Origin of the sequence: Blautia parvula, assembly GCF_020215665.1 — a bacterium.
Taxonomy (GTDB): Bacteria; Bacillota; Clostridia; order Lachnospirales; family Lachnospiraceae; genus Blautia; species Blautia celeris.
The window spans coordinates 5519088-5537578 of sequence record NZ_CP084061.1; the positions used below are offsets into that span (position 1 = coordinate 5519088).

Annotated in this window: 16 protein-coding genes; 12 read left to right on the top strand and 4 right to left on the bottom strand. The window is 49.5% G+C overall.

All coding sequences use genetic code 11. The features are described 5' to 3' along the window. Window positions 1-64 precede the first annotated feature (64 nt). A complete protein-coding gene (locus LC508_RS25140) occupies window positions 65-1228 on the top strand; it encodes an SAM-dependent methyltransferase (RefSeq protein WP_118593827.1) in 1164 nt (387 codons plus the stop codon). Between the two features lie 69 nt (window positions 1229-1297). Here the strand turns inward: LC508_RS25140 and LC508_RS25145 are convergent, their stop codons facing one another. Then, window positions 1298-2044 (bottom strand): DUF6198 family protein, encoded by a 747-nt coding sequence (locus LC508_RS25145; RefSeq protein WP_054350819.1) that lies wholly within the window; start codon window positions 2042-2044, stop codon window positions 1298-1300. A 142-nt stretch (window positions 2045-2186) separates the two neighbouring features. On the opposite strand from LC508_RS25145, the gene LC508_RS25150 reads away from it, so the two are divergent. The 3 genes from LC508_RS25150 to LC508_RS25160 all read left to right on the top strand — a co-directional run bounded on the left by LC508_RS25150 (window position 2187) and on the right by LC508_RS25160 (window position 8282). Beyond that, window positions 2187-5822 (top strand): DUF11 domain-containing protein, encoded by a 3636-nt coding sequence (locus tag LC508_RS25150; RefSeq protein WP_158587238.1) that lies wholly within the window; start codon window positions 2187-2189, stop codon window positions 5820-5822. Between the two features lie 179 nt (window positions 5823-6001). Then, on the top strand, window positions 6002-6709 hold the full coding sequence (locus tag LC508_RS25155) for an ABC transporter ATP-binding protein (protein ID WP_103731878.1): 708 nt from the start codon (window positions 6002-6004) through the stop codon (window positions 6707-6709). Beyond that, the gene (locus tag LC508_RS25160; RefSeq protein WP_054350827.1) at window positions 6702-8282 is read left to right on the top strand and encodes a hypothetical protein; all 1581 of its coding nucleotides are present in this window, start codon (window positions 6702-6704) and stop codon (window positions 8280-8282) included. Before LC508_RS25155 ends, LC508_RS25160 begins: the two co-directional genes overlap by 8 nt. Before the next feature lie 5 nt (window positions 8283-8287). On the opposite strand, the gene LC508_RS25165 is transcribed toward LC508_RS25160, so the two are convergent. Both LC508_RS25165 and LC508_RS25170 read right to left on the bottom strand, forming a co-directional pair. Further along, window positions 8288-8497 carry a hypothetical protein gene (locus LC508_RS25165; protein WP_199687227.1) on the bottom strand — a complete coding sequence of 70 codons (210 nt, stop codon included), beginning with the start codon at window positions 8495-8497 and terminating at the stop codon, window positions 8288-8290. Window positions 8498-8523: 26 nt separating this feature from the next. Beyond that, complete coding sequence (locus LC508_RS25170; protein ID WP_199687224.1) at window positions 8524-9000, bottom strand: hypothetical protein; 477 nt, start codon at window positions 8998-9000, stop codon at window positions 8524-8526. A gap of 537 nt (window positions 9001-9537) precedes the next feature. On the opposite strand from LC508_RS25170, the gene LC508_RS25175 reads away from it, so the two are divergent. The 8 genes from LC508_RS25175 to LC508_RS25210 all read left to right on the top strand — a co-directional run bounded on the left by LC508_RS25175 (window position 9538) and on the right by LC508_RS25210 (window position 17755). Beyond that, a complete protein-coding gene (locus tag LC508_RS25175) occupies window positions 9538-9846 on the top strand; it encodes a hypothetical protein (protein ID WP_103731877.1) in 309 nt (102 codons plus the stop codon). Beyond that, the gene (locus LC508_RS25180) at window positions 9846-11933 is read left to right on the top strand and encodes a DUF11 domain-containing protein (RefSeq protein ID WP_054350828.1); all 2088 of its coding nucleotides are present in this window, start codon (window positions 9846-9848) and stop codon (window positions 11931-11933) included. Before LC508_RS25175 ends, LC508_RS25180 begins: the two co-directional genes overlap by 1 nt. A 184-nt stretch (window positions 11934-12117) precedes the next feature. After that, a complete protein-coding gene (locus tag LC508_RS25185; RefSeq protein WP_103731876.1) occupies window positions 12118-13296 on the top strand; it encodes a DUF6070 family protein in 1179 nt (392 codons plus the stop codon). Window positions 13297-13428: 132 nt separating this feature from the next. Continuing rightward, window positions 13429-14064 carry a GyrI-like domain-containing protein gene (locus LC508_RS25190; RefSeq protein WP_103731875.1) on the top strand — a complete coding sequence of 212 codons (636 nt, stop codon included), beginning with the start codon at window positions 13429-13431 and terminating at the stop codon, window positions 14062-14064. 68 nt (window positions 14065-14132) lie between these two features. Next, window positions 14133-14612 (top strand): MGMT family protein, encoded by a 480-nt coding sequence (locus tag LC508_RS25195; protein WP_054350832.1) that lies wholly within the window; start codon window positions 14133-14135, stop codon window positions 14610-14612. Between the two features lie 308 nt (window positions 14613-14920). Further along, the gene (locus LC508_RS25200; RefSeq protein WP_054350833.1) at window positions 14921-15457 is read left to right on the top strand and encodes a helix-turn-helix domain-containing protein; all 537 of its coding nucleotides are present in this window, start codon (window positions 14921-14923) and stop codon (window positions 15455-15457) included. A 26-nt stretch (window positions 15458-15483) separates the two neighbouring features. Then, a complete protein-coding gene (locus LC508_RS25205) occupies window positions 15484-16203 on the top strand; it encodes an ABC transporter ATP-binding protein (RefSeq protein ID WP_103732557.1) in 720 nt (239 codons plus the stop codon). Then, the gene (locus LC508_RS25210; protein ID WP_103732556.1) at window positions 16190-17755 is read left to right on the top strand and encodes an ABC transporter permease; all 1566 of its coding nucleotides are present in this window, start codon (window positions 16190-16192) and stop codon (window positions 17753-17755) included. Before LC508_RS25205 ends, LC508_RS25210 begins: the two co-directional genes overlap by 14 nt. Before the next feature lie 3 nt (window positions 17756-17758). Here LC508_RS25210 and LC508_RS25215 read toward each other — a convergent pair whose 3' ends face one another. Continuing rightward, complete coding sequence (locus tag LC508_RS25215) at window positions 17759-18490, bottom strand: ABC transporter permease (RefSeq protein WP_103732555.1); 732 nt, start codon at window positions 18488-18490, stop codon at window positions 17759-17761. Between the last annotated feature and the right edge of the window lies 1 nt (window position 18491).

The following is an 18491-nucleotide window of genomic DNA, read 5'->3' on the forward strand; positions in this document are numbered from 1 at the left end:
AACGTGTAAAAATCCATACAGAACCGCTTTAAATGCGAATACGCGGCAGCAAGGAGGAAGAAAAATGCTGGAAGAAAACATGATGATACAATTTTTAAAAAAATTTGATGAATATCCGTTTCTGGTGAAAGCATCAGGGAAGGAGTATCTGATCGGAGAGGGAAGTCCCCTGTTTACGGTAAACTGCCATAAAATGATTCCCATGAAGGAGCTGGTCACGAGCACCTCCCTGGCATTGGGAGAGGCGTACATGAACGATGATCTGGAAATAGAAGGGGATTTATACGAGGCGCTGGATCATTTTCTGGGGCAGATGGATAAGTTCTCCACGGATCGAAAGGTTCTGAAAAAGCTCATTTTCTCCTCCACAACGAAAAAGAACCAGCAGAAAGAAGTCAGGAGCCATTATGATATAGGAAACGACTTTTACAAGCTCTGGCTGGATGAGACTATGAGCTATTCCTGCGGATATTTTCTTCATGAGGATGATACACTGTACCAGGCACAGGTCAATAAGGTGGACTATATTTTACAGAAACTGTATCTGAAAGAGGGGATGAGCCTGCTGGATATCGGATGCGGCTGGGGATTTCTTCTCATAGAGGCAGCTAAAAAATATAAGGTCAAAGGCACAGGAATCACTCTGAGCAAAGAACAGTATAAAGTATTCCGGAAACGAATCCAGGAGGAAGGGCTGGAGGACCTGCTCACAGTGGAGCTTATGGATTACAGGGAGCTTGAGAAAAGTGAGTGGAGATTTGACCGGGTTGTGAGTGTGGGCATGGCGGAACATGTGGGACGTGAGAACTACAAGCTGTTTACAGACTGTATCAGCCACGTTCTGCAGCCGGGAGGTCTGCTTCTTCTGCATTTTATCAGTGAGTTAAAAGAGCATCCCGGGGACCCCTGGATCAAGAAATATATCTTTCCCGGCGGTGTTGTGCCGAGCCTCAGGGAAATGGTCTCCTATCTGGCGGAGGACGGCTTTCATGTGATGGATGTAGAGAACCTGCGGAATCACTATAACCGCACACTTCTGTGCTGGGAGAAGAATTTTAAAGAACACGCAGATGAAGTGAGAGAAATGTTTGATGAGAAATTTGTCCGCATGTGGGACTTATATCTTGCATCCTGTGCAGCCACTTTTCACAACGGTGTGATAGATATCCATCAGATACTGGCGTCAAAGGGAATCAATAATGAACTGCCGCTGGTTCGGTGGTACTGAGAAGAAGAAAAAAGACTGCGGCAGCAGAAGGGGATGGTTTCGATGTCCCGTTTCTGCTGCCGCAGTTATTTACATACATGTCTCTGCCATCCCTGCCAGTGACAGCATCTTTTCCTGAGTAAGGTGATTGAACACAGCGATTACCCGCCCCACACCGATCACAGCGATCACGGTGCCCAGACCGATGCCTGTGAGATGTCCGGCAAACAGCAGGCTGACCGCAATGGTGAAGGAGATATTCAGAAGGTCAAAACAGTTTTTGGTAAATCCCACTTTCCAGCCGGTGCAGTCCGCGATGGCCTGGACGATGCCGTCCCCCGGGTTGGGGATCACGCGCATGTTCAGGGACATGGCAGCCCCGGCTCCGGTCAGCGCTATGGCAAAGAGTAAAATAAGGATCCTTCCGGCAAAACTGCCCAAAAAGCTACCTGCGTAAGCCGTCTCAAATTCCGGGATCCTGTCTGAGAAAAGATTGAGAAACCGGGTAAAGACAAGGCTCAGGGGAAGCTGCAGCACATCCATCAGAAGTACCAGCTTCAGATTCGTCCGGTTGGCATGAGCCAGGACCTGCCCTCCTCTGGCAGAGTATTTTTTATTGCGGACAATGTGGAGGCACATTTCCACCAGGACAAAAATACTGTAAAGGATAAATGTCATGTCTCCGAAGTTCAGATTCCAGATGGAGGAGATGCTGTAAGAGACGGATATGATGGGAGAGACACCAAGTCCGGATTTGGTGTTCAGGGAAATCCCCAGGGCCAGCAGCAAAAGTCCTGCTGCGTAATACAGCCCCCGGTAAAAAAATGGTTTTTTCATAATGCTTATGTACACTTCCTGTTTTCTTTTATTTACACGTTCTTATCTTACCACACAATAAAATAAAAATGAAGAACATTTCGTCCCACTTCCGAATATGTTATAGGAGGCAAAAACCGAAACATAAGCGGGAGGTATGAGGATGGCAGAAAAAAACAGCGGTGCAGAGGGGCGGACAGCACTCGGTGCGCCGTTTCCATGTGATTCTAAAATGATATTGTTTTCCGGGAGGCCTACAAGCTGGTATGAAGTAGAGATGGTGACAGGCAGGGCAAAGCTTCGGGGAACCCTGGTTCCTGAGAGAGAGGTAAACGCCATTGGCTACAATGTGCTGGATTCTTATATTTACGGATATGACCAGAAAAGCGGCCAGTTTGTCCGGGTGGACAGCAGCGGCGCGGCGGAGGTCCTGACACCCAGGCCCCGGGGACTGCCTGCGGCTTTTTATGATGTGGGGACCCTGGATCTGAACGGGTATTATTATCTGTATGCGTCAGGAGAGCAGAGATTTTATACCGTGGATCTGAGGCCGGGTTCCCCCACGTATTTAAGACTGGTGGACCCGGCTGCCGGTTATGGGGAGCAGACGGAGAACTACGGCACAGCGCTCACACAGCCCCTTAAGATCGGAGACTGGGTGTGGCAGTCACAGGAAAATGTTCTGTATGGGGTAGCGGATGACGGAACCGTGTACCGGATTTTTACTGACGGTCAGGTGACAGCCCTTGATACTACAGGGCCTGATCCGGGCAGTACTTTCGGGGCAGCGGTCATGGACCGGAATGGGGTGCTCTATGCGGTGGCAGGCGGGGACGGAACCATTTACCGGTACCTGATCGAACAGGACAGGGCGCAGGCAGCCCGGTTTTCCGCAACCGTGCAGAATGCATACCAGGATGGTACCATGTGTCCGTATGCGGCTTTAGAGGTAGATTTTGGTGATGCGCCTGATATCGGAGGCACAGCGGGAAGCGGGAATTATAATACGCTGCTTGCCAGTGACGGGCCGCGCCACAGAATTGTTGACGGGCTGACTCTGGGACTTCTGGTAACCGGGGAGACAGAAGCACATCAGAATGCCGCAGCGGATGGGGATGATCTGGAGCGCCGGATACAGGATGATGCCCTGACTGTTCCTCTGGCTTCCCTGCATGTGACAGACAGCACATATCATGTACTTGCGGGGGTCAGAAACCTTACGGGCACCCCTGCGAATCTGTACGGGTGGATCGATTTTAACAACAACGGGCTTTTTGAGGAGGAGGAATCGGTACACCTGGTCGTGCCGGCCAGTTCCCAGACCCAGATGATCTCCCTGGATTTTACGGTTCCGCCTTCCGCCAGGCTTCGGCCGGGGCATACATTTTTAAGACTCCGCCTGACCACGGATGATCTGCCGGAGGGGACATTGCTGGGACAGGACACGAGAAGCGTAGGGCCTGCGTCTGACGGGGAGGTGGAGGACTATATCATAGAAATCCATGCGCTGGCAGATCTATCTGTGGAGAAAACGGCTGAACCGGATTCTCTCAATGAGGGGGAACGGATCACCTACCGCATTGTGATCAGAAACCAGGGTCCTCATCCTGCTCTTGCAGTGCGTCTGACGGATGATATCCCGGAAGAGATTTTTGAGCCTGAATACAGCACAGACAACGGAGGAACATGGAATCCGTGGACGGGAAGCCTGGAGATTGGGGAGATGCAGGCCGGCGAGGAGCGGGTGGTTCTTATTCGCGGCATCTTCCGCAGCGGCACAGCCACTGAGGTGGAGAACACGGCCCGCATCACAACAGGCTCCCAGGATGACAATCTGGATAACAACACGTCCACAGTGGTAACTCCGGTTAACCGTTCGGCTGATCTGTCTGTCACTAAGAAAGCAATCCCTTCTCCGGCTGTTGCAGGGGAACAGGTGGAATTCCTGATAGAAGTCACAAATCATGGGCCGGATGACGCGCTGAATGCCAGGATGACGGATGATATTCCGGCGGTACTGGAAAGACCTGAGATATCTTATGACCAGGGCGCGTCCTGGCAGGTATTCAGCGGGCAGACCGATGTATTTCGTGTGCCTTCCGGCAGCAGTGTGACATTCCATATAAGAGGAATGCTTTCGGCGTCGGCCGCAGGCAGTTTTTCCAACAGGGCTGAGGTGCAGTCTGAGACACCGGACCCGGACCTTTCTAACAATACAGATACCATAGAAGTTCCCATTGACCGGTCCGCAGACCTATCCGTGATAAAAAGGGCAGTCCAGGCTGCAGTATACGAAGGACAGAGAATCGAATTTACCATAGTGCTTGAAAACAAAGGGCCATCGGATGCGGAAAATGTCACACTGACGGATGCAGTGCCGGCGGAGATCGTGAACGCTGAATTTTCCCTGAATGGGGGAGGCGTGTGGAATATCTGGAGCGGCTCCTATACCTGGCCCGATTTCCCGGTGGGAAGCAGTGTGACGGTACAGCTTCGCGGTACGGCAGCCCCCGGATTTACCGGAACAGTGACGAATACGGCGGTGGTGACTTCATCCGTACCGGACCCGAACCCGGATAATAATTCATCCGAGGATACAGTCACAGTGGAACCGGGCGCAGATCTGACAGTGAGCAAGACAGCAGAGCCGGACAGCATCACAGCAGGACAGAGAGTTGTGTACACCATAACAGCCGGCAACCTGGGACCCGGCAGGGCTGAAAATGTTATCATCCGGGATGCAGCGTCCCCGTATCTGATGGAGACAGAGTATTCCATAGACGACGGAAGGACCTGGCTTCCCTGGAGCGGTTCCTATGCCGTCACATCTCTGGAAGCAGGGGAAAGTGCGGAAATCTCCCTGAGAGGCAGGACAGAGCCGTCCTTTACGGGCACACTTCGCAACACAGTGTCTGTCAGTTCGGATACACCGGACCCGAACCCGGGGAATAACACAGATGAGACGGAAGTGGTGGTGGATGTGTCGGCAGACCTGTCTGTGAGAAAGACGGCAAAACCGAATCCCGCCAAACCCGGCGTACCGGTCACCTATGAAGTTACGGTAAAGAATCTGGGACCGTCGGATGCCGTGCAGGTGATTCTGGAGGATGCCATGCCGGCCGTTTTGGTGAACCTGGAGGTCTCCGCAGATGACGGGGAGAACTGGGAACCCTTCAGCGGCTCATGGACAACGGAATTTCTGGCTGCGGGTACTTTTGTAAGGCTGCTGCTCAGGGGATTTGTGCCCCATAATGCCACGGGACAGTTGGTAAATACCGTGGAGGTAAGCAGCAGTACCAGGGACCCCTATCCTGACAACAACAGGTTCGAGCTTGTGACCCCCATCGCGCCCATGCCGGAGTTATTTATCACCAAGACCGCGTATCCGGACTGCGCCATACCCTGTGAATATCTGATCTACACCATCCTGGTGGAGAACAGCGGTTCCGCAGACGCGGAAGAGGTGGTGCTCACGGATTACGTTCCGCGGGAACTTTGTAATCTGCAGTTTTCCGCAGACGGAGGCAGGACCTGGTCAGAGTGGAATGGGTCAGAAGCGATCGGAACGATCAGCAAGGGAGAAACTGTGACCATACTCATTGCGGGGATGGTCCGTGGCAGAGCCTGCGGGGTTATCACCAACACCGCATCCGTATTCCGCGCAGGCTCGGAGGAATACTATCCGGATGACAGTGTTACCATAACCACGCCGGTAAAACAGTGCTGCTGTTGTGAACCGGGAAGGCCGATCCCTCTGGAAAATAGCAGGGTGTACCGGGATTTCTTCCATAACATGTGATTAATGACACATCCCCCGGGCTGTCCGGCATATCCCTGTGCGGGGAATACCGGGCAGCCCGGCATAATGTAACAAAATGTTCACGTGACAGAATGGGAAGTTCTGGTATAATAGACATATCACTTTATAATTGTCTATTATTTCAAGGCATAAGGGCAGAGCAGGAGAGGAGAAACAGCATGAATTTTGTCATAGAACATCTTTCAAAAGCCTTTGAGAAAAAGCAGGTACTAAAGGATATTACATTTACTTTTGACAGTGGAAAGATCTACGGACTTCTGGGAAGAAACGGGGCAGGCAAGACCACACTTTTTAACTGTCTGAACCGGGACCTGAAGACGGACGGAGGGGATTTCTTCCTGCAGGAGAACGGGGAGAGAGCGGAGTTAGCGGCGGAGGATATCGGTTATGTCCTGTCAACGCCCACTGTCCCGGAATTTCTCACAGGAAGGGAATTTCTGAAATTTTTTATTGATATCAATGAAAAGAGTATTGCGGATATAAAAGATTTGGATGAGTATTTTTCCATTATGAACATTGATGAGGAGGACAGGGATAGGCTTCTCAAAGACTATTCTCATGGTATGAAAAATAAGATGCAGATGCTGATCAATATCATCGCACAGCCAAAGCTTCTGCTTCTGGATGAGCCGCTCACATCCCTGGATGTGGTGGTGGCTGAGGAGATGAAGCAGCTTCTGCGCTCATTGAAAAAGGACAGGATCATTATTTTTTCCACACATATTATGGAGCTGGCTCTTGACCTGTGTGATGAGATCGTGATCCTCAACCATGGAGAGCTGGAAGTGGTAGATCCGTCTAATCTGGATAATGGCGGATTTAAGGACAAGATCATACGGGCACTGAAGGAGGAAGAGAATGATTAGGACGTTTCGTATTTCTTTTTCGCTGAAAAATACATACCGTGTGAACACGATCCTCTATTCCCTGAAGCAGATTCCCCTTATCAGGAAGATTCTGCCCCAGAGCCTCTACAGGAGCCAGGGGCTGAAGATATTTGCCAATATACTGTCCGGCCTGTGGGAAATCGCGGGAACTTTTCTGGGGAAGGTTTTATATCTTCTGATCATGGTATTCGGGTTGGGGATGCTCTATGAGAACACAGGGGACGGAAGAATGTTTGTACATATTTTGTTCTTTCTGAGTCTGGTTGGGTCTTATATGAATACCTATATGTTCAATCCCAGTAATGATAAGTATTATGCCATGATCTTAATGCGTATGGATGCAAGGTCCTATACACTGACGAACTATGCCTATGCGGTGGGAAAGTGCATCCTGGGATTTCTGCCTTTTACCATTTGGTTTGGGGTGGAGAGAAATATTCCGCTGTGGTGCTGCCTGCTGTTTCCGTTCTTTATCGCGTCAGTGAAGATGCTGATAGCCTGGAACTATCTGGTTGATTTTAAAAGGACAGGGGAGAGCAGGGATGAGAATCTTCCCGGTAAGCTGGGATGGATACTGACAGCAGTCCTGCTTGCGGCGGCTTATGGGCTTCCTTATCTGGGAGTGCTTCTGCCTATGTGGCTTATGGCAGCGTTCATGGTGCTTTCCGTGGCGGCGGCCTGCGGGGCAGCAGTTTATATGGGGCGGTTCGATGAGTACAGAACCCTGTATCAGCAGCTTCTGGCAAAATTCAGAAACGGTATGGATTATAAAGCAACAGTAAAGGCCGCGGTTGAGGAGCAGAACCGTAAGCTTATCAGCCAGGACACCGGAATTACCAGCAGCAGAAAGGGATTTGAGTATTTTAATGAGCTTTTTGTGCGCAGGCATCAGAAAATCCTCTGGAAATCGGTGAAGAGGCAGGCGGTTATCTGTCTGTTTCTGTTTGTGGGGATTCTGTTCCTGTTTCAGGTAAACGAGGATATCAGGAAACAGATCAACAGGATGCTTATGGTGTTTCTGCCGTACTTTGTGTTTATTATGTATATGATAAACCGGGGGACAAGTTTTACGCAGGCGCTGTTTATGAATTGTGACCACAGTATGCTCACATACTCTTTTTATAAGAAGCCGGAATTTATTCTGAAGCTGTTCCGCATCCGGCTCAGAGAGATCGTGAAGGTGAATCTGCTGCCCGCGTCGGTGATCGGTGTGGGGCTGCCGGTGCTGCTGTACTTCTCCGGGGGGACGGATAATCCTGTGAATTATTTGCTGCTGTTTGTGTCAGTGATGGCTATGAGTGCGTTCTTTTCCGTGCATTACCTGACCTGTTATTATCTGCTGCAGCCTTATAATGCGGGGACAGAGGTGGTCGGGGGGACTTACAAAATTGTCACCTGGGCGACCTATATTGTCTGCTTTCTGTTCATGAACTTAAGGATGAGTACACTGGTGTTTGGAACGGTCGTTACCTGCTTTTGTCTGATTTACTGTGTGGTGGCCTGTATTGTGGTTTACCGGGTAGCCGGGAGGACATTTCGGATTAGGAATTAGGGTGTTTATGACTCCGGTTCGCTGTTGTCTGTGGGACAATCAAAGCGGCAGCACTCCAGCGCTTCCAGCTTGGCATAGAGTACCTGTTCCAGGAAAGTGACTTTGGTGACAGTCTGTTGGACGGATTGATTGACTTTCAGAAGGTCACAGATGTTGTCGGCCAGTTCGATGGCTTTCTGTAGTTTTTCACCTTCTGCATTCAGGATGTGGGCCAAAGCATTTTCCGTCCTGGCGATTGACTTCAGGATGGCACAGGCAGCGTCGGAACAGGAATTGCAGTTGCAGTCACAGTCGGAATCACAGTCACAGCTGGAATCACAGTCACAGTTACAATCACAGTCGGGTCTGCAGGAGCATTTGGAACTGCAGTCACAGTCAGGGTTGCAGGAGCATTTGGAACTGCAGTTACAGTCAGGGTTGCAGCAGCATTTGGAACTGCAGCCGCAGTCGGGTCTGCAGGAGCATTTGGAACTGCAGCAGCAGTCAGGGTTGCAGCAGCATTTGGAATTGCAGTCACAGTCAGGGTTGCAGGAGCATTTGGAATTGCAGTCACAGTCAGGGTTGCAGCAGCATTTGGAATTGCAGTCGCAGCCGGGTTTGCAGCAACACCCGGGTTCACAATCACATTTGGAACTGCAGCACTTGGGGTAGCAATCGCAGTCACAGTCGGTTTTGCAATTGCTGCCTGATTTGCAGCAACCCTTAGAATCACAGTCACAGTCGGGCTTGCAGCATACTTTAGAATCACAATTGCAGTCAGATTTGCAGCAGCCCTTAGAATTACAGTTCCGATCGGTTTTGCACCTGCAATTCATTTCAGAAATATTCATTTCACTTATATTCATTTTACAGATATCTGCAGCGGATATATCCGTGCCATATATTTCCTCAGCCAAACTGGCTATAGTTAGAGGTTCTATTTTTTGATTCATATATTTCTCCCTGATTAAAAAAAGCCAGAGCGTATTAGAAAATCATTCTCCGCAGACAGTGATAAACTGCGGGCAGGATTAAAGTTTCAAATTCACTCTAAAGTCCGTTTCCATGCAGATGCACATCGGAAAACAGCAGGACAGTTACCGGACAGCACCGGAATGGCAGCATATTTGTATTTAATATATGCGGGTTTTCGGATGACGGTACAGGATGTTTTATTGTCCAATATCCTGTCCTATTAACTGGAGGCAAGTACCTGCATATATATAAATAATGAGCAGATATTTGCTCAGAATATGAATATTTAGGGGGATATTTTATGGGTATGCCCATTATTATGCCGGGGGACACTACGCTGGACCAGGCTGTAACAGATTTGATAATATCAGTTGCTATGCAGGAAACTTCACTTTCCCACATTCTGAACGCGGAGGGGGAAAAGATGGAGGCAATTATTTCCATGGAGGGAACATCTCCGGAAGACCTGATGAGGATGAACCAGTCTGCGGAACTCATAACAGGCGCGGTCACAAGGCTGGAGCTGATACTCCAGAGTAAATTAGAGCTGTTTGTCCGTTGTCCTTCTGTGACGAGCAGCAGTATGAATGGAACAGGAGGGGAAAGCTGATGGCAGTAGTAGCAGGCAGAGTGATATTTGACCGGGACAGAAGTGCAACTGTCAACAGCGGAGATTCCGGAATTGCCAATATTCCGGTTGTTTTGCAGAATGTAGACACCAATGAAAGGCTTACCGTTCTCACGGATGCAAATGGAAATTATTCTTTTATCAATGTACCCCCGGGAAATTACAGGGTGGTAGAATCCTACGGAACACAGGGAGGCGTTCCATCACCGGGGAATTTTGCCGATGCGGAGACAGGAAGCATACCGCAGGGTGTGAACCCGCCCATCAGTACGGTGACGAATCCGCCTGTCGGTTCAACCAATCTTGACTCAGTGACGCCGGATACTCTGTTTGTGACAGTGGACATGGCAGATGTGATGAATCAGAACTTTCTGAACGGCCCGGTGATCTATACGCCTATTGGGGCACTTGTAGATTTGTGTGCGGTGGTATCAGGGGAAAATCTCATTGAAGCCGCGGATAACGGCACTTTCGGCAGTTTTCCGGCGGGGACGCCTGCCAATACAGGAGTACCGGTTGAGCCATATCCTGATGTGACGCCGGATTTCACTTATGTGCTGCCGAATCCGGATGTTTTTGCGCCTATGGGCGGGGAATATACAGTAGAAAATATTATGAATGATGCCAGAAGTGAGCAGATTGGCGCATGGTGGCGGATCGCAGACCATACGGAAGGCAATGAAACAGGACGAATGATGGTGGTAAACGGATACAACCCCGGCGCTGTATTTTTCCGTGCCGCGGTGGATGTTGAGGAAAACACCAGCTATCTGTTTACTGCATGGATACTGAATCTGTTCAGGGTTACAGGTTATCCCAATCCGGAATTGGGCGTGCGGGTTCTGGACAGAAACGGTAATATCTTATACAGCGCAACGCTGGGCCTGCTGATTCCGCCAAATGTAAATGCACCGGAATGGAAGCAGTTCGGTACAGTCCTCAACTCCGGGAACAATACCAGTCTCACAGTGGAATTTTTGAGTGAAGGCCCCGAGGTGATCGGGAATGATTATGCCATTGATGATGTAGCATTCCAGGAAATAGAGGTACGCCAATTTGTTCCGGTGAAGACTGCCAGTACCTCGGCTGCAGGTATCGGAGAAATTTTTGATTATACCGTCACATTGACAAATACCTGTGAGAATCCGCTTACAGATGTATTCTTCCGTGATTTGGTACCCCAGGGACTGACATTCGTTCCGGGCAGTGTGACCATCAATGGGACCACATTTCCGCAGGCAGACCCGGCGGAGGGATTTTCACTGCCCGATATTGCCGGCGGCCAGACCACAGCGGTCAGATTTTCTGTAGTGGCCAATGCGGTACCGGAAGAGAATCCCACGATCAACCGGGCAACTATTAATTACTCTTATACGCCTGTGGAGGGCGGAATCCCTGCTGCTTTCCAGGTGGAATCCAATGAGGTCCCGGTATTGATATCGGGGGCGCTGGCGGATCTGTCTGTGGTAAAGACAGCCAGTGAAAGCACTGCGGGACAGGGGGCACAGCTAACCTATACCATTACTGTGTCAAATGCAGGCCCGTCTCCGGCTGAAGATGTTCTTTTAACAGATGCAGTACCCCCATCCCTTACAGATGCGGAATATTCTGTAAATGGTGGTACTGTTTTCAATCCGTGGAGCGGAAGACTGAGTCTTGGCACCCTTGAAGCGGGAGAAAACCGGATTATCCTCATCCGGGGAATCGTAAGCCCTCAGGCAGCGGGAACTATTGTTAACACCGCTGTTGTGACCTCTTCCACACCGGACCCCAATCCGGACAATAACTCATCCACCGTAACGATAAGCATTCTGACACCCAGATGCCGGGCCCTTGTAGATTTGGTAGAATCCGTTGCGCTGCAGGAAGCCGCCCTTGCCCGCATTCTAAATGCAGAGGGACAGAAAATGCAGGCGTTTATCAATTTGGAAGACGTGACCAATGAGGAATTATTCAAGCTCAATAGCTCTGTGACAAGTATGATCGGGACGGTTTCCAGACTGGAGATCGTACTTCAGGCAAAATTACAGAATGTGTCCTGTCAGCTTAATGACTGCCTGGATGCATAAACGATGTTGGCTTTGATGTAAAGACCGGGGCAGAAAGTATTTTTTCTGCCCCCTCATGTTTTCTATTGACTTTGAGGCCATATAAGTGTAAGCTTTAGACAAGCATCCAGAAAATCGTGCCGGAAAAGGCATGATTTTTCTTTGGATTCTAATCTTACAAATGTAATAATAAGGAGGATAGTATATGAGAAACAGAACAACCGAAGGGCGCCGGATGTTTTTCATTCTTATTTTATGCGTAAGTTTGGCGGGGTGCGGGAAGCTTTTGGTGGATGACAATGTCAGGGGGCAGAAGAATGAGAAGGCTGAATTTCTCCCTGAAAACGTACTGGAAGAGTATAGGGAAATATACACAGAGGCAGAAAACGCAGATGAATGGATGGAGATAGGGACAAGAGAGAAGATGGCAGCGTGTATAGGAAGCGCAGGATTTGCAGTCGTGGATATGGAGAATCAGATCAATATGGAGAATCCGGAAATTATGGAAGAATTTTGTGAGAAGGCAGAGAATGGGGAAAAGGTGTCTGCTTTTTTGATCCAGATCCGGAAAAGCGGAGAACTGCTGCGTATAGATTTTGCCGCGGAGGAGAAAAAGCTTGAAGTGAGAAAGACAGCACTCGACTGGCAGGGGGAGAAGCCGGAGATAAAAGAAGCGGATTCTTATGAGGCGGCATTTTGGGCGTATACACAGAAGGGATATCTGCTCTATGAAAAAGATCTTCCGGAGGGGTATGACGGTCCCCTGGGACACGATGCGGTACGGATAAAGCCGCTGGATGAAAAATGCAGGGCATACGGTCTGAAATATCTGATGCCCATAGGATATAAGGGAAATAATATGTTCCTGACAGAATGGAGTGAGGAGGACTATGGGGAGCTGGATTTTTTTGATTTGTATGAGCCGCTGTATCAGTTGAAATATGGAGAGCTGTTGAATGTCTCACTGGATACCCGCAGGGTACCGGCGGAGTCATTGGAAAATGTGATTGTGTCTTATTTCAGGATACCGGCGGATGTGCTCAGGGAGAGGGAACCGTTTGACCGTGAGACAGAGGAATATTTATGGCATAAGAGGGGATGGTATGAGTATTCTTTCAGCGATATGCCATATCCTGAGGTGACAGCGTATCGGGAAAATGAGGACGGGACGCTGACGCTTGTGACGGACGCGGTATGGGCAGAAGAGAACCTGGACCGGGCCTATTCCCATGAAGTCACTGTGCGGCTGCTGGAAGACGGGCAGTGGCAGTATGTATCCAATCATATTCTTCCGTCAGAGGAGAATAGGATTCCCGCATATACGGCTAGGTTTACGGAGGAGGAATGGGAGAAGTATTATGGGGATGTGCAGAAGGGGCAGTAAAATGCAGCGGTCTTTTTGAACATGACAGATAGATGTCGCGTTTGCGTGCTATACTTGTAATATAGATGCAGGAAACAGAAAAAGGCAGCCGGACAACCGGCAGAACGCAGAAGCAGTCCAGGAGGAAAAGTTATGAAATATGATTGGAGAAAACAGGAAAAGAAATTATACAGCCCGGGGGAAATGCCGGAGGAAGTTTGTGTTCCGGCACAGAGATTCCTTATGATAAGCGGAAAAGGAAATCCGAACCATGAGGACTTTTCAAATCGTGTGGGAGCTCTTTATTCTCTGGCTTACAGTATAAAAATGCGGTATAAGGCAGAGCGAAAAGGTATGGGAAACAGGGATGCAGATATGGAAGAATTTGCCGTATACCCGCTTGAGGGAGTCTGGGATATGGAGGAAGAGACGGGAGCGGACGCACATGTGCTGGAGGACAAGGAGCATTTGCGCTACACGATCATGATACGGCAGCCGGACTGCATTACAGAGGAGATGTATGAGGCGGCTCTTGCAGCGGTGAAAAAGAAGAAACCAAATCCGCTGCTGGATGAGATCACCTGGGAAATCTGTGAGGAGGGCAGGTGCGTACAGATCCTTCACACGGGTTTGTTTGATGATGAGCCGGAGTCTTTCCGAAAGATGGACCTTTTTCTGGAGGAAATGCATTTAAAAAGGCGCAGTAAGACACACAGGGAAATCTATTTGAAAGATATGAGCCGTACAGCGCCGAAAAAAATGAAAACAATTCTGCGGTATACGGTATAAATCAAAACCGTCTCATTGCATATTTATCCGGAAGCGGGTATCCTTAGAGCATAAAGGAGGTGTTTTATATGGCGAATGAAGACAAGAAGGATTTCAATGCCATGCTTCACAAAGACACAGATATGCCGAAGGTACAGATTGTGACGGATGAAAAAACCATACAGAAGTACGGAGGCAGCAGAATGTATTTTGCACCGCCGGTTCATTACGATGAAATTATGAAACGGATACCGGGGGGAAGGCTGACCACAGTGGGGGAGATCCGCAGTTACTTTGCGAGGAGCAATGGTGCTGATTTTACAGACCCTATCACAGCCGGCATCTTCGTATCCATAGCGGCCTGGGCCAGCCATCAGAGAACAGAGGATATCACGCCTTACTGGCGGACTCTGAAGGCAGGCGGTGAACTGAATCCCAAGTATCCGGGAGGCGTGGAGGCACAGAAAATAAAACTGGAGGCGGAAGGGCATGTCATTGCCCGGAAGGGGAGAACGAACATAAAATATTATGTGAGAGACTTTGAAAAGTCATTGTTTCCCCTGACATAGAAGAATCGAAGTTACTATTCACGGCCACTGTTCCGCGAGGTGTTTTCAGGCCAAAGGCATGAAAAGCCCGAGGCAGCCAGCGCGATATGGGGCAGAATGCTCCATATCTGTGCATCGCGAAGCGTGTTACTGTTCACAGAACTGCGCTTTTTGCAGGGCTGTGAATAAGTAACGAATCGAAAGACGCACCCTCTGCGGTGCGTTTTTTGTGTTGACAAATCTCCGGAAGTGTATTATTATCAAAAATGAGAATATTATATAAATTGAAAACGTTAAGCCGCAGTATAGAATAACAGGAGGTGTGGCAAATGGAAGGAACAGACCTGGCGAAGATCGTCATGAATCCGGTGAGAATACGGATCGCCCAGTACCTCATTCTTCATGAGCAGGGGACGACAGCGCAGATTGGGGAGGAACTGAGTGATGTGCCGAAGGCCAGCCTGTACAGGCATATGAAAATGTTGGAGGACGCGGGCCTGATACAGGTAGTGCAGGAAAATAAAAAACGGGGAACCGTGGAGAAGGTCTATAAGCTCAATCAGGAGAATCCCATGGGCGGCAGAGAGCCGGGGAAAGAGGAGATAGCGCAGCTCATACACAGCTCTCTTCTGAGTATTATGGGAGAATTTCAGCGGTATCTGAAGCGGGAGGATGCGGACCCGCAGAAGGATATGGTATCACTGACATCCGCGGTTTTTCTCCTGTCAGACGAAGAATTTCAGGAGTTTTTCGGGAAACTGGGTGAGCTGTACAGCAGCGTCATGAATAACCAGCCGGATGGAAAAAGGAAGCCGAGAAAGCTCACCCTGATTTCATCCCCGGTAACAGAGGAAAAGAAAAAGTAAGAAGGCTCAGGCCGGGAGGAAAGAAAATGTTAGAGATCAGAAATTTTACAAAAACCTACAAAGGCGGAAAACGTGCAGTCAGCGGTCTGAATCTGCATGTGGAAGCCGGAGATATCTATGGATTTATCGGCCATAACGGAGCCGGCAAGAGTACCACTATAAAAGCAGTCGTAGGGGTTCTGGAGTTTGAGGAAGGGGAGATCCTCATTGACGGCAGGGATATCAGAAAGTCTCCGGTGGAGTGTAAGCAGATATTGGCATATATTCCGGATAATCCGGATCTGTACGAACACCTGACAGGCATCCAGTATCTGAATTTCATCGGTGATATCTACGGGGTCCCTGCAGCAGAGAGGAAGGAACTGATCCAGAAATACGGTGATATGCTGGAGATCACCAGCAGCCTGGGGGATTTGATCTCTTCCTATTCCCATGGTATGAAACAGAAGACTGCCATCATCTCCGCTCTGATCCACAAACCAAAGCTTATGGTACTGGATGAGCCTTTCGTAGGGCTTGACCCCAAGGCAACCCATACATTAAAGGAAGTCATGCATGAGATGTGTGAGAACGGCAGTGCCATCTTTTTCTCCACCCATGTCCTGGATGTGGCGGAAAAACTCTGTAATAAGATCGCTATCATCAAAAACGGAAATCTGATGGTTGCAGGCAGCACTGCCGAGCTGACCCAGGATGAATCTCTGGAAAGCCTGTTCCTGGAGGTGATCGACCATGACAAAGAGTAAATGCTGGCTGCTTTTTAAGACGCAGATGAGAAATGAGTTCGGAAGGAGCCTGAAGTCCAGAGGAAGAAAAATGACTTCCTTTGCCATTGGGATTGTCCTGCTCATGCTTGTCTTCTATGCCTATATGCTTTCCTACGGGTTGGGAAGCATGGGAATGGCTGAGGTGATCCCAAGCTACGGCCTTGCCATTACCGGGCTGATCACTCTGTTTTTTACGGCACTCAAGACAAACGGCGTACTGTTTGCCTATAAAGAATATGATATGGTGATGTCCCTGCCGGTTAAGACCAGCACGGTGATCGCCAGCCGGTTTATGACCATGTATGTCCTGAATCTGATGCTGACAGCCGTTATTCTGATTCCCATGGGGATTGGGTATGCGGTTTGGGCAGCACCGGGGATAATCTTTTATCCGGAGTGGATACTGGGAATCCTGGCGGCTCCGCTGATCCCCACCACACTTGCGGCTCTTTTGGGAACGCTCATCATACTTTTTTCATCCAGGTTTAAGTATGCAAATGCCGTGGTCACGGTGGTTTCCGTGATCGGAACACTGGCAGTGCTGGTGCTGTCTGTGGGAATGGGACAGTTTGCAGAGACTATTGATATGCCTGAAATACATTCCATCAGTGAAATGATACTTACGCAGGTGCACAGGATTTACCCACCGGCAGCCCTGTTTTTCCAGGGCATAGCCAGGGGAAATGCGGCAGCCATGGCAGCTTTTCTGGCGGGGTCCCTGTTATGGTTTTATCTCTTTGTAAAGCTCATATCCCCGGTTTACAAAAAGCTGAACACCTCACTGGTGACATACCATACCCGTTCCAATTATAAACTGACGGAGCTGAAGGCATCATCTCAGATCCACGCCCTCTATAAAAAAGAGCTGAAACGCTTCTTTTCCTCCACGATCTACTGCCTGAATATGGGGATGGGGTGCCTGATGACTCTTGTTTTGGCCATTGCCCTGATCTTTGTAAGGTTTGACCAGCTTGACCAGATGACGGGAATTCCCAACATGGCAGAAATGGCAGCCAGGATTCTGCCCTTTGCCATCAGTGCCCTGATATCCATGAGCTGTACTACCTGTGTTTCTCTTTCACTGGAAGGGAAAAATCTATGGATACTGAAATCCATGCCCATTGAGGATATCACCATATGCAAGAGCAAGATCCTGATGAACCTTACACTGCAGATTCCGGCAGCGCTTCTGGCAGCACTGATCATCAATATCCGCTTCCCCATGGCATTATCCATGAGGATTCTGATGTTTGTCACCCCTGTGGTGTGCGCGCTTTTTAATTCCCTCTGGGGAATGTTCATCAATCTGAAGATGCCGGATTATAACTGGACATCCGAGACCGCACTGGTGAAGCAGAGCCTGCCGGCCATGGCGGGAACGCTGGGCGGCCTTGTGGGAGGCATGATCCCTATTCTGGCTGTTCTGGCACTGCATCAGATAGACGCAGGCCTGCTTACCGGTGTTATGACTGCGGTGATCCTGCTGGGAGCCTGGGGGCTCTGGGGACAGATCAGGAAAGCAAAGATTTAGCGGTTATGCTTTTACATCTCTCTTTTTCAGCAGCAGAATGCTGATGCCGGAAAAGGCCAGGAAAAAGAGAAGGACGCTCAGGAAGAAGGAGAGGGAATGACCTGCCAGTGTATCTTCATTTTTATTGGAGTTCATTCCCATGAGCATCAGGGCATACGGCCAGTACAGACCAAGCCCCTTGTTGCTGATCACAAGTCCTGCCACGCCTCCTGCCAAGGCAATCCCGATGGGGACCGAGAAGCTTCGGATACACATGGAAAGCAGCAGCTGCAGAGCGCCGATCGCCATAGCCGCCAGAGTTCCGCGCAGGATCCAGACGAGGATCTGGGAGGGAACCCACCCGGGAAGCCCGATAAGTTTTCCGCAGAGAAGAAAGAGCACAGCCAGCCATATCTGGGTGATGAGTGTCACCTTAAAGATGACTGCCAGCTTGGAAAAAAAGATATTGGGAATGGAAACCGGCGCGGTCATCAGTACATTCCAGTTGTGATTCAGGTGTTCCAGACGCCAGAGATAGGAACAGTACAGGGCAATCAGGGGCGCATAGAAGAAACTGGCATAAAACAGGGAAAGCTGGGACCACAGGGAATACCATTTTCCGGTGAGGATGCCCAGGTTCTGCTGATAATTGAAGGTTCCCATAATAGCCGGAATGATGGGAATCAGAATACAGGCTGCCCATATAACAGAATGGCGCAGCTTTTTATTTTCCGCTTTGACGCACAATCGTAACATA

Bases quoted from the DNA above. Each gene is read 5' to 3' on its own strand.
- LC508_RS25160 (WP_054350827.1), top strand. From the start codon at position 6,702: ATGATTAGGACGTTTCGTATTTCTTTTTCGCTGAAAAATACATACCGT.
- LC508_RS25215 (WP_103732555.1), bottom strand. From the start codon at position 18,490: ATGTTACGATTGTGCGTCAAAGCGGAAAATAAAAAGCTGCGCCATTCT.
- LC508_RS25190 (WP_103731875.1), top strand. From the start codon at position 13,429: ATGAAATATGATTGGAGAAAACAGGAAAAGAAATTATACAGCCCGGGG.
- LC508_RS25150 (WP_158587238.1), top strand. From the start codon at position 2,187: ATGGCAGAAAAAAACAGCGGTGCAGAGGGGCGGACAGCACTCGGTGCG.
- LC508_RS25205 (WP_103732557.1), top strand. From the start codon at position 15,484: ATGTTAGAGATCAGAAATTTTACAAAAACCTACAAAGGCGGAAAACGT.
- LC508_RS25145 (WP_054350819.1), bottom strand. From the start codon at position 2,044: ATGAAAAAACCATTTTTTTACCGGGGGCTGTATTACGCAGCAGGACTT.
- LC508_RS25155 (WP_103731878.1), top strand. From the start codon at position 6,002: ATGAATTTTGTCATAGAACATCTTTCAAAAGCCTTTGAGAAAAAGCAG.
- LC508_RS25140 (WP_118593827.1), top strand. From the start codon at position 65: ATGCTGGAAGAAAACATGATGATACAATTTTTAAAAAAATTTGATGAA.
- LC508_RS25180 (WP_054350828.1), top strand. From the start codon at position 9,846: ATGGCAGTAGTAGCAGGCAGAGTGATATTTGACCGGGACAGAAGTGCA.
- LC508_RS25175 (WP_103731877.1), top strand. From the start codon at position 9,538: ATGGGTATGCCCATTATTATGCCGGGGGACACTACGCTGGACCAGGCT.
- LC508_RS25185 (WP_103731876.1), top strand. From the start codon at position 12,118: ATGAGAAACAGAACAACCGAAGGGCGCCGGATGTTTTTCATTCTTATT.
- LC508_RS25210 (WP_103732556.1), top strand. From the start codon at position 16,190: ATGACAAAGAGTAAATGCTGGCTGCTTTTTAAGACGCAGATGAGAAAT.
- LC508_RS25195 (WP_054350832.1), top strand. From the start codon at position 14,133: ATGGCGAATGAAGACAAGAAGGATTTCAATGCCATGCTTCACAAAGAC.
- LC508_RS25200 (WP_054350833.1), top strand. From the start codon at position 14,921: ATGGAAGGAACAGACCTGGCGAAGATCGTCATGAATCCGGTGAGAATA.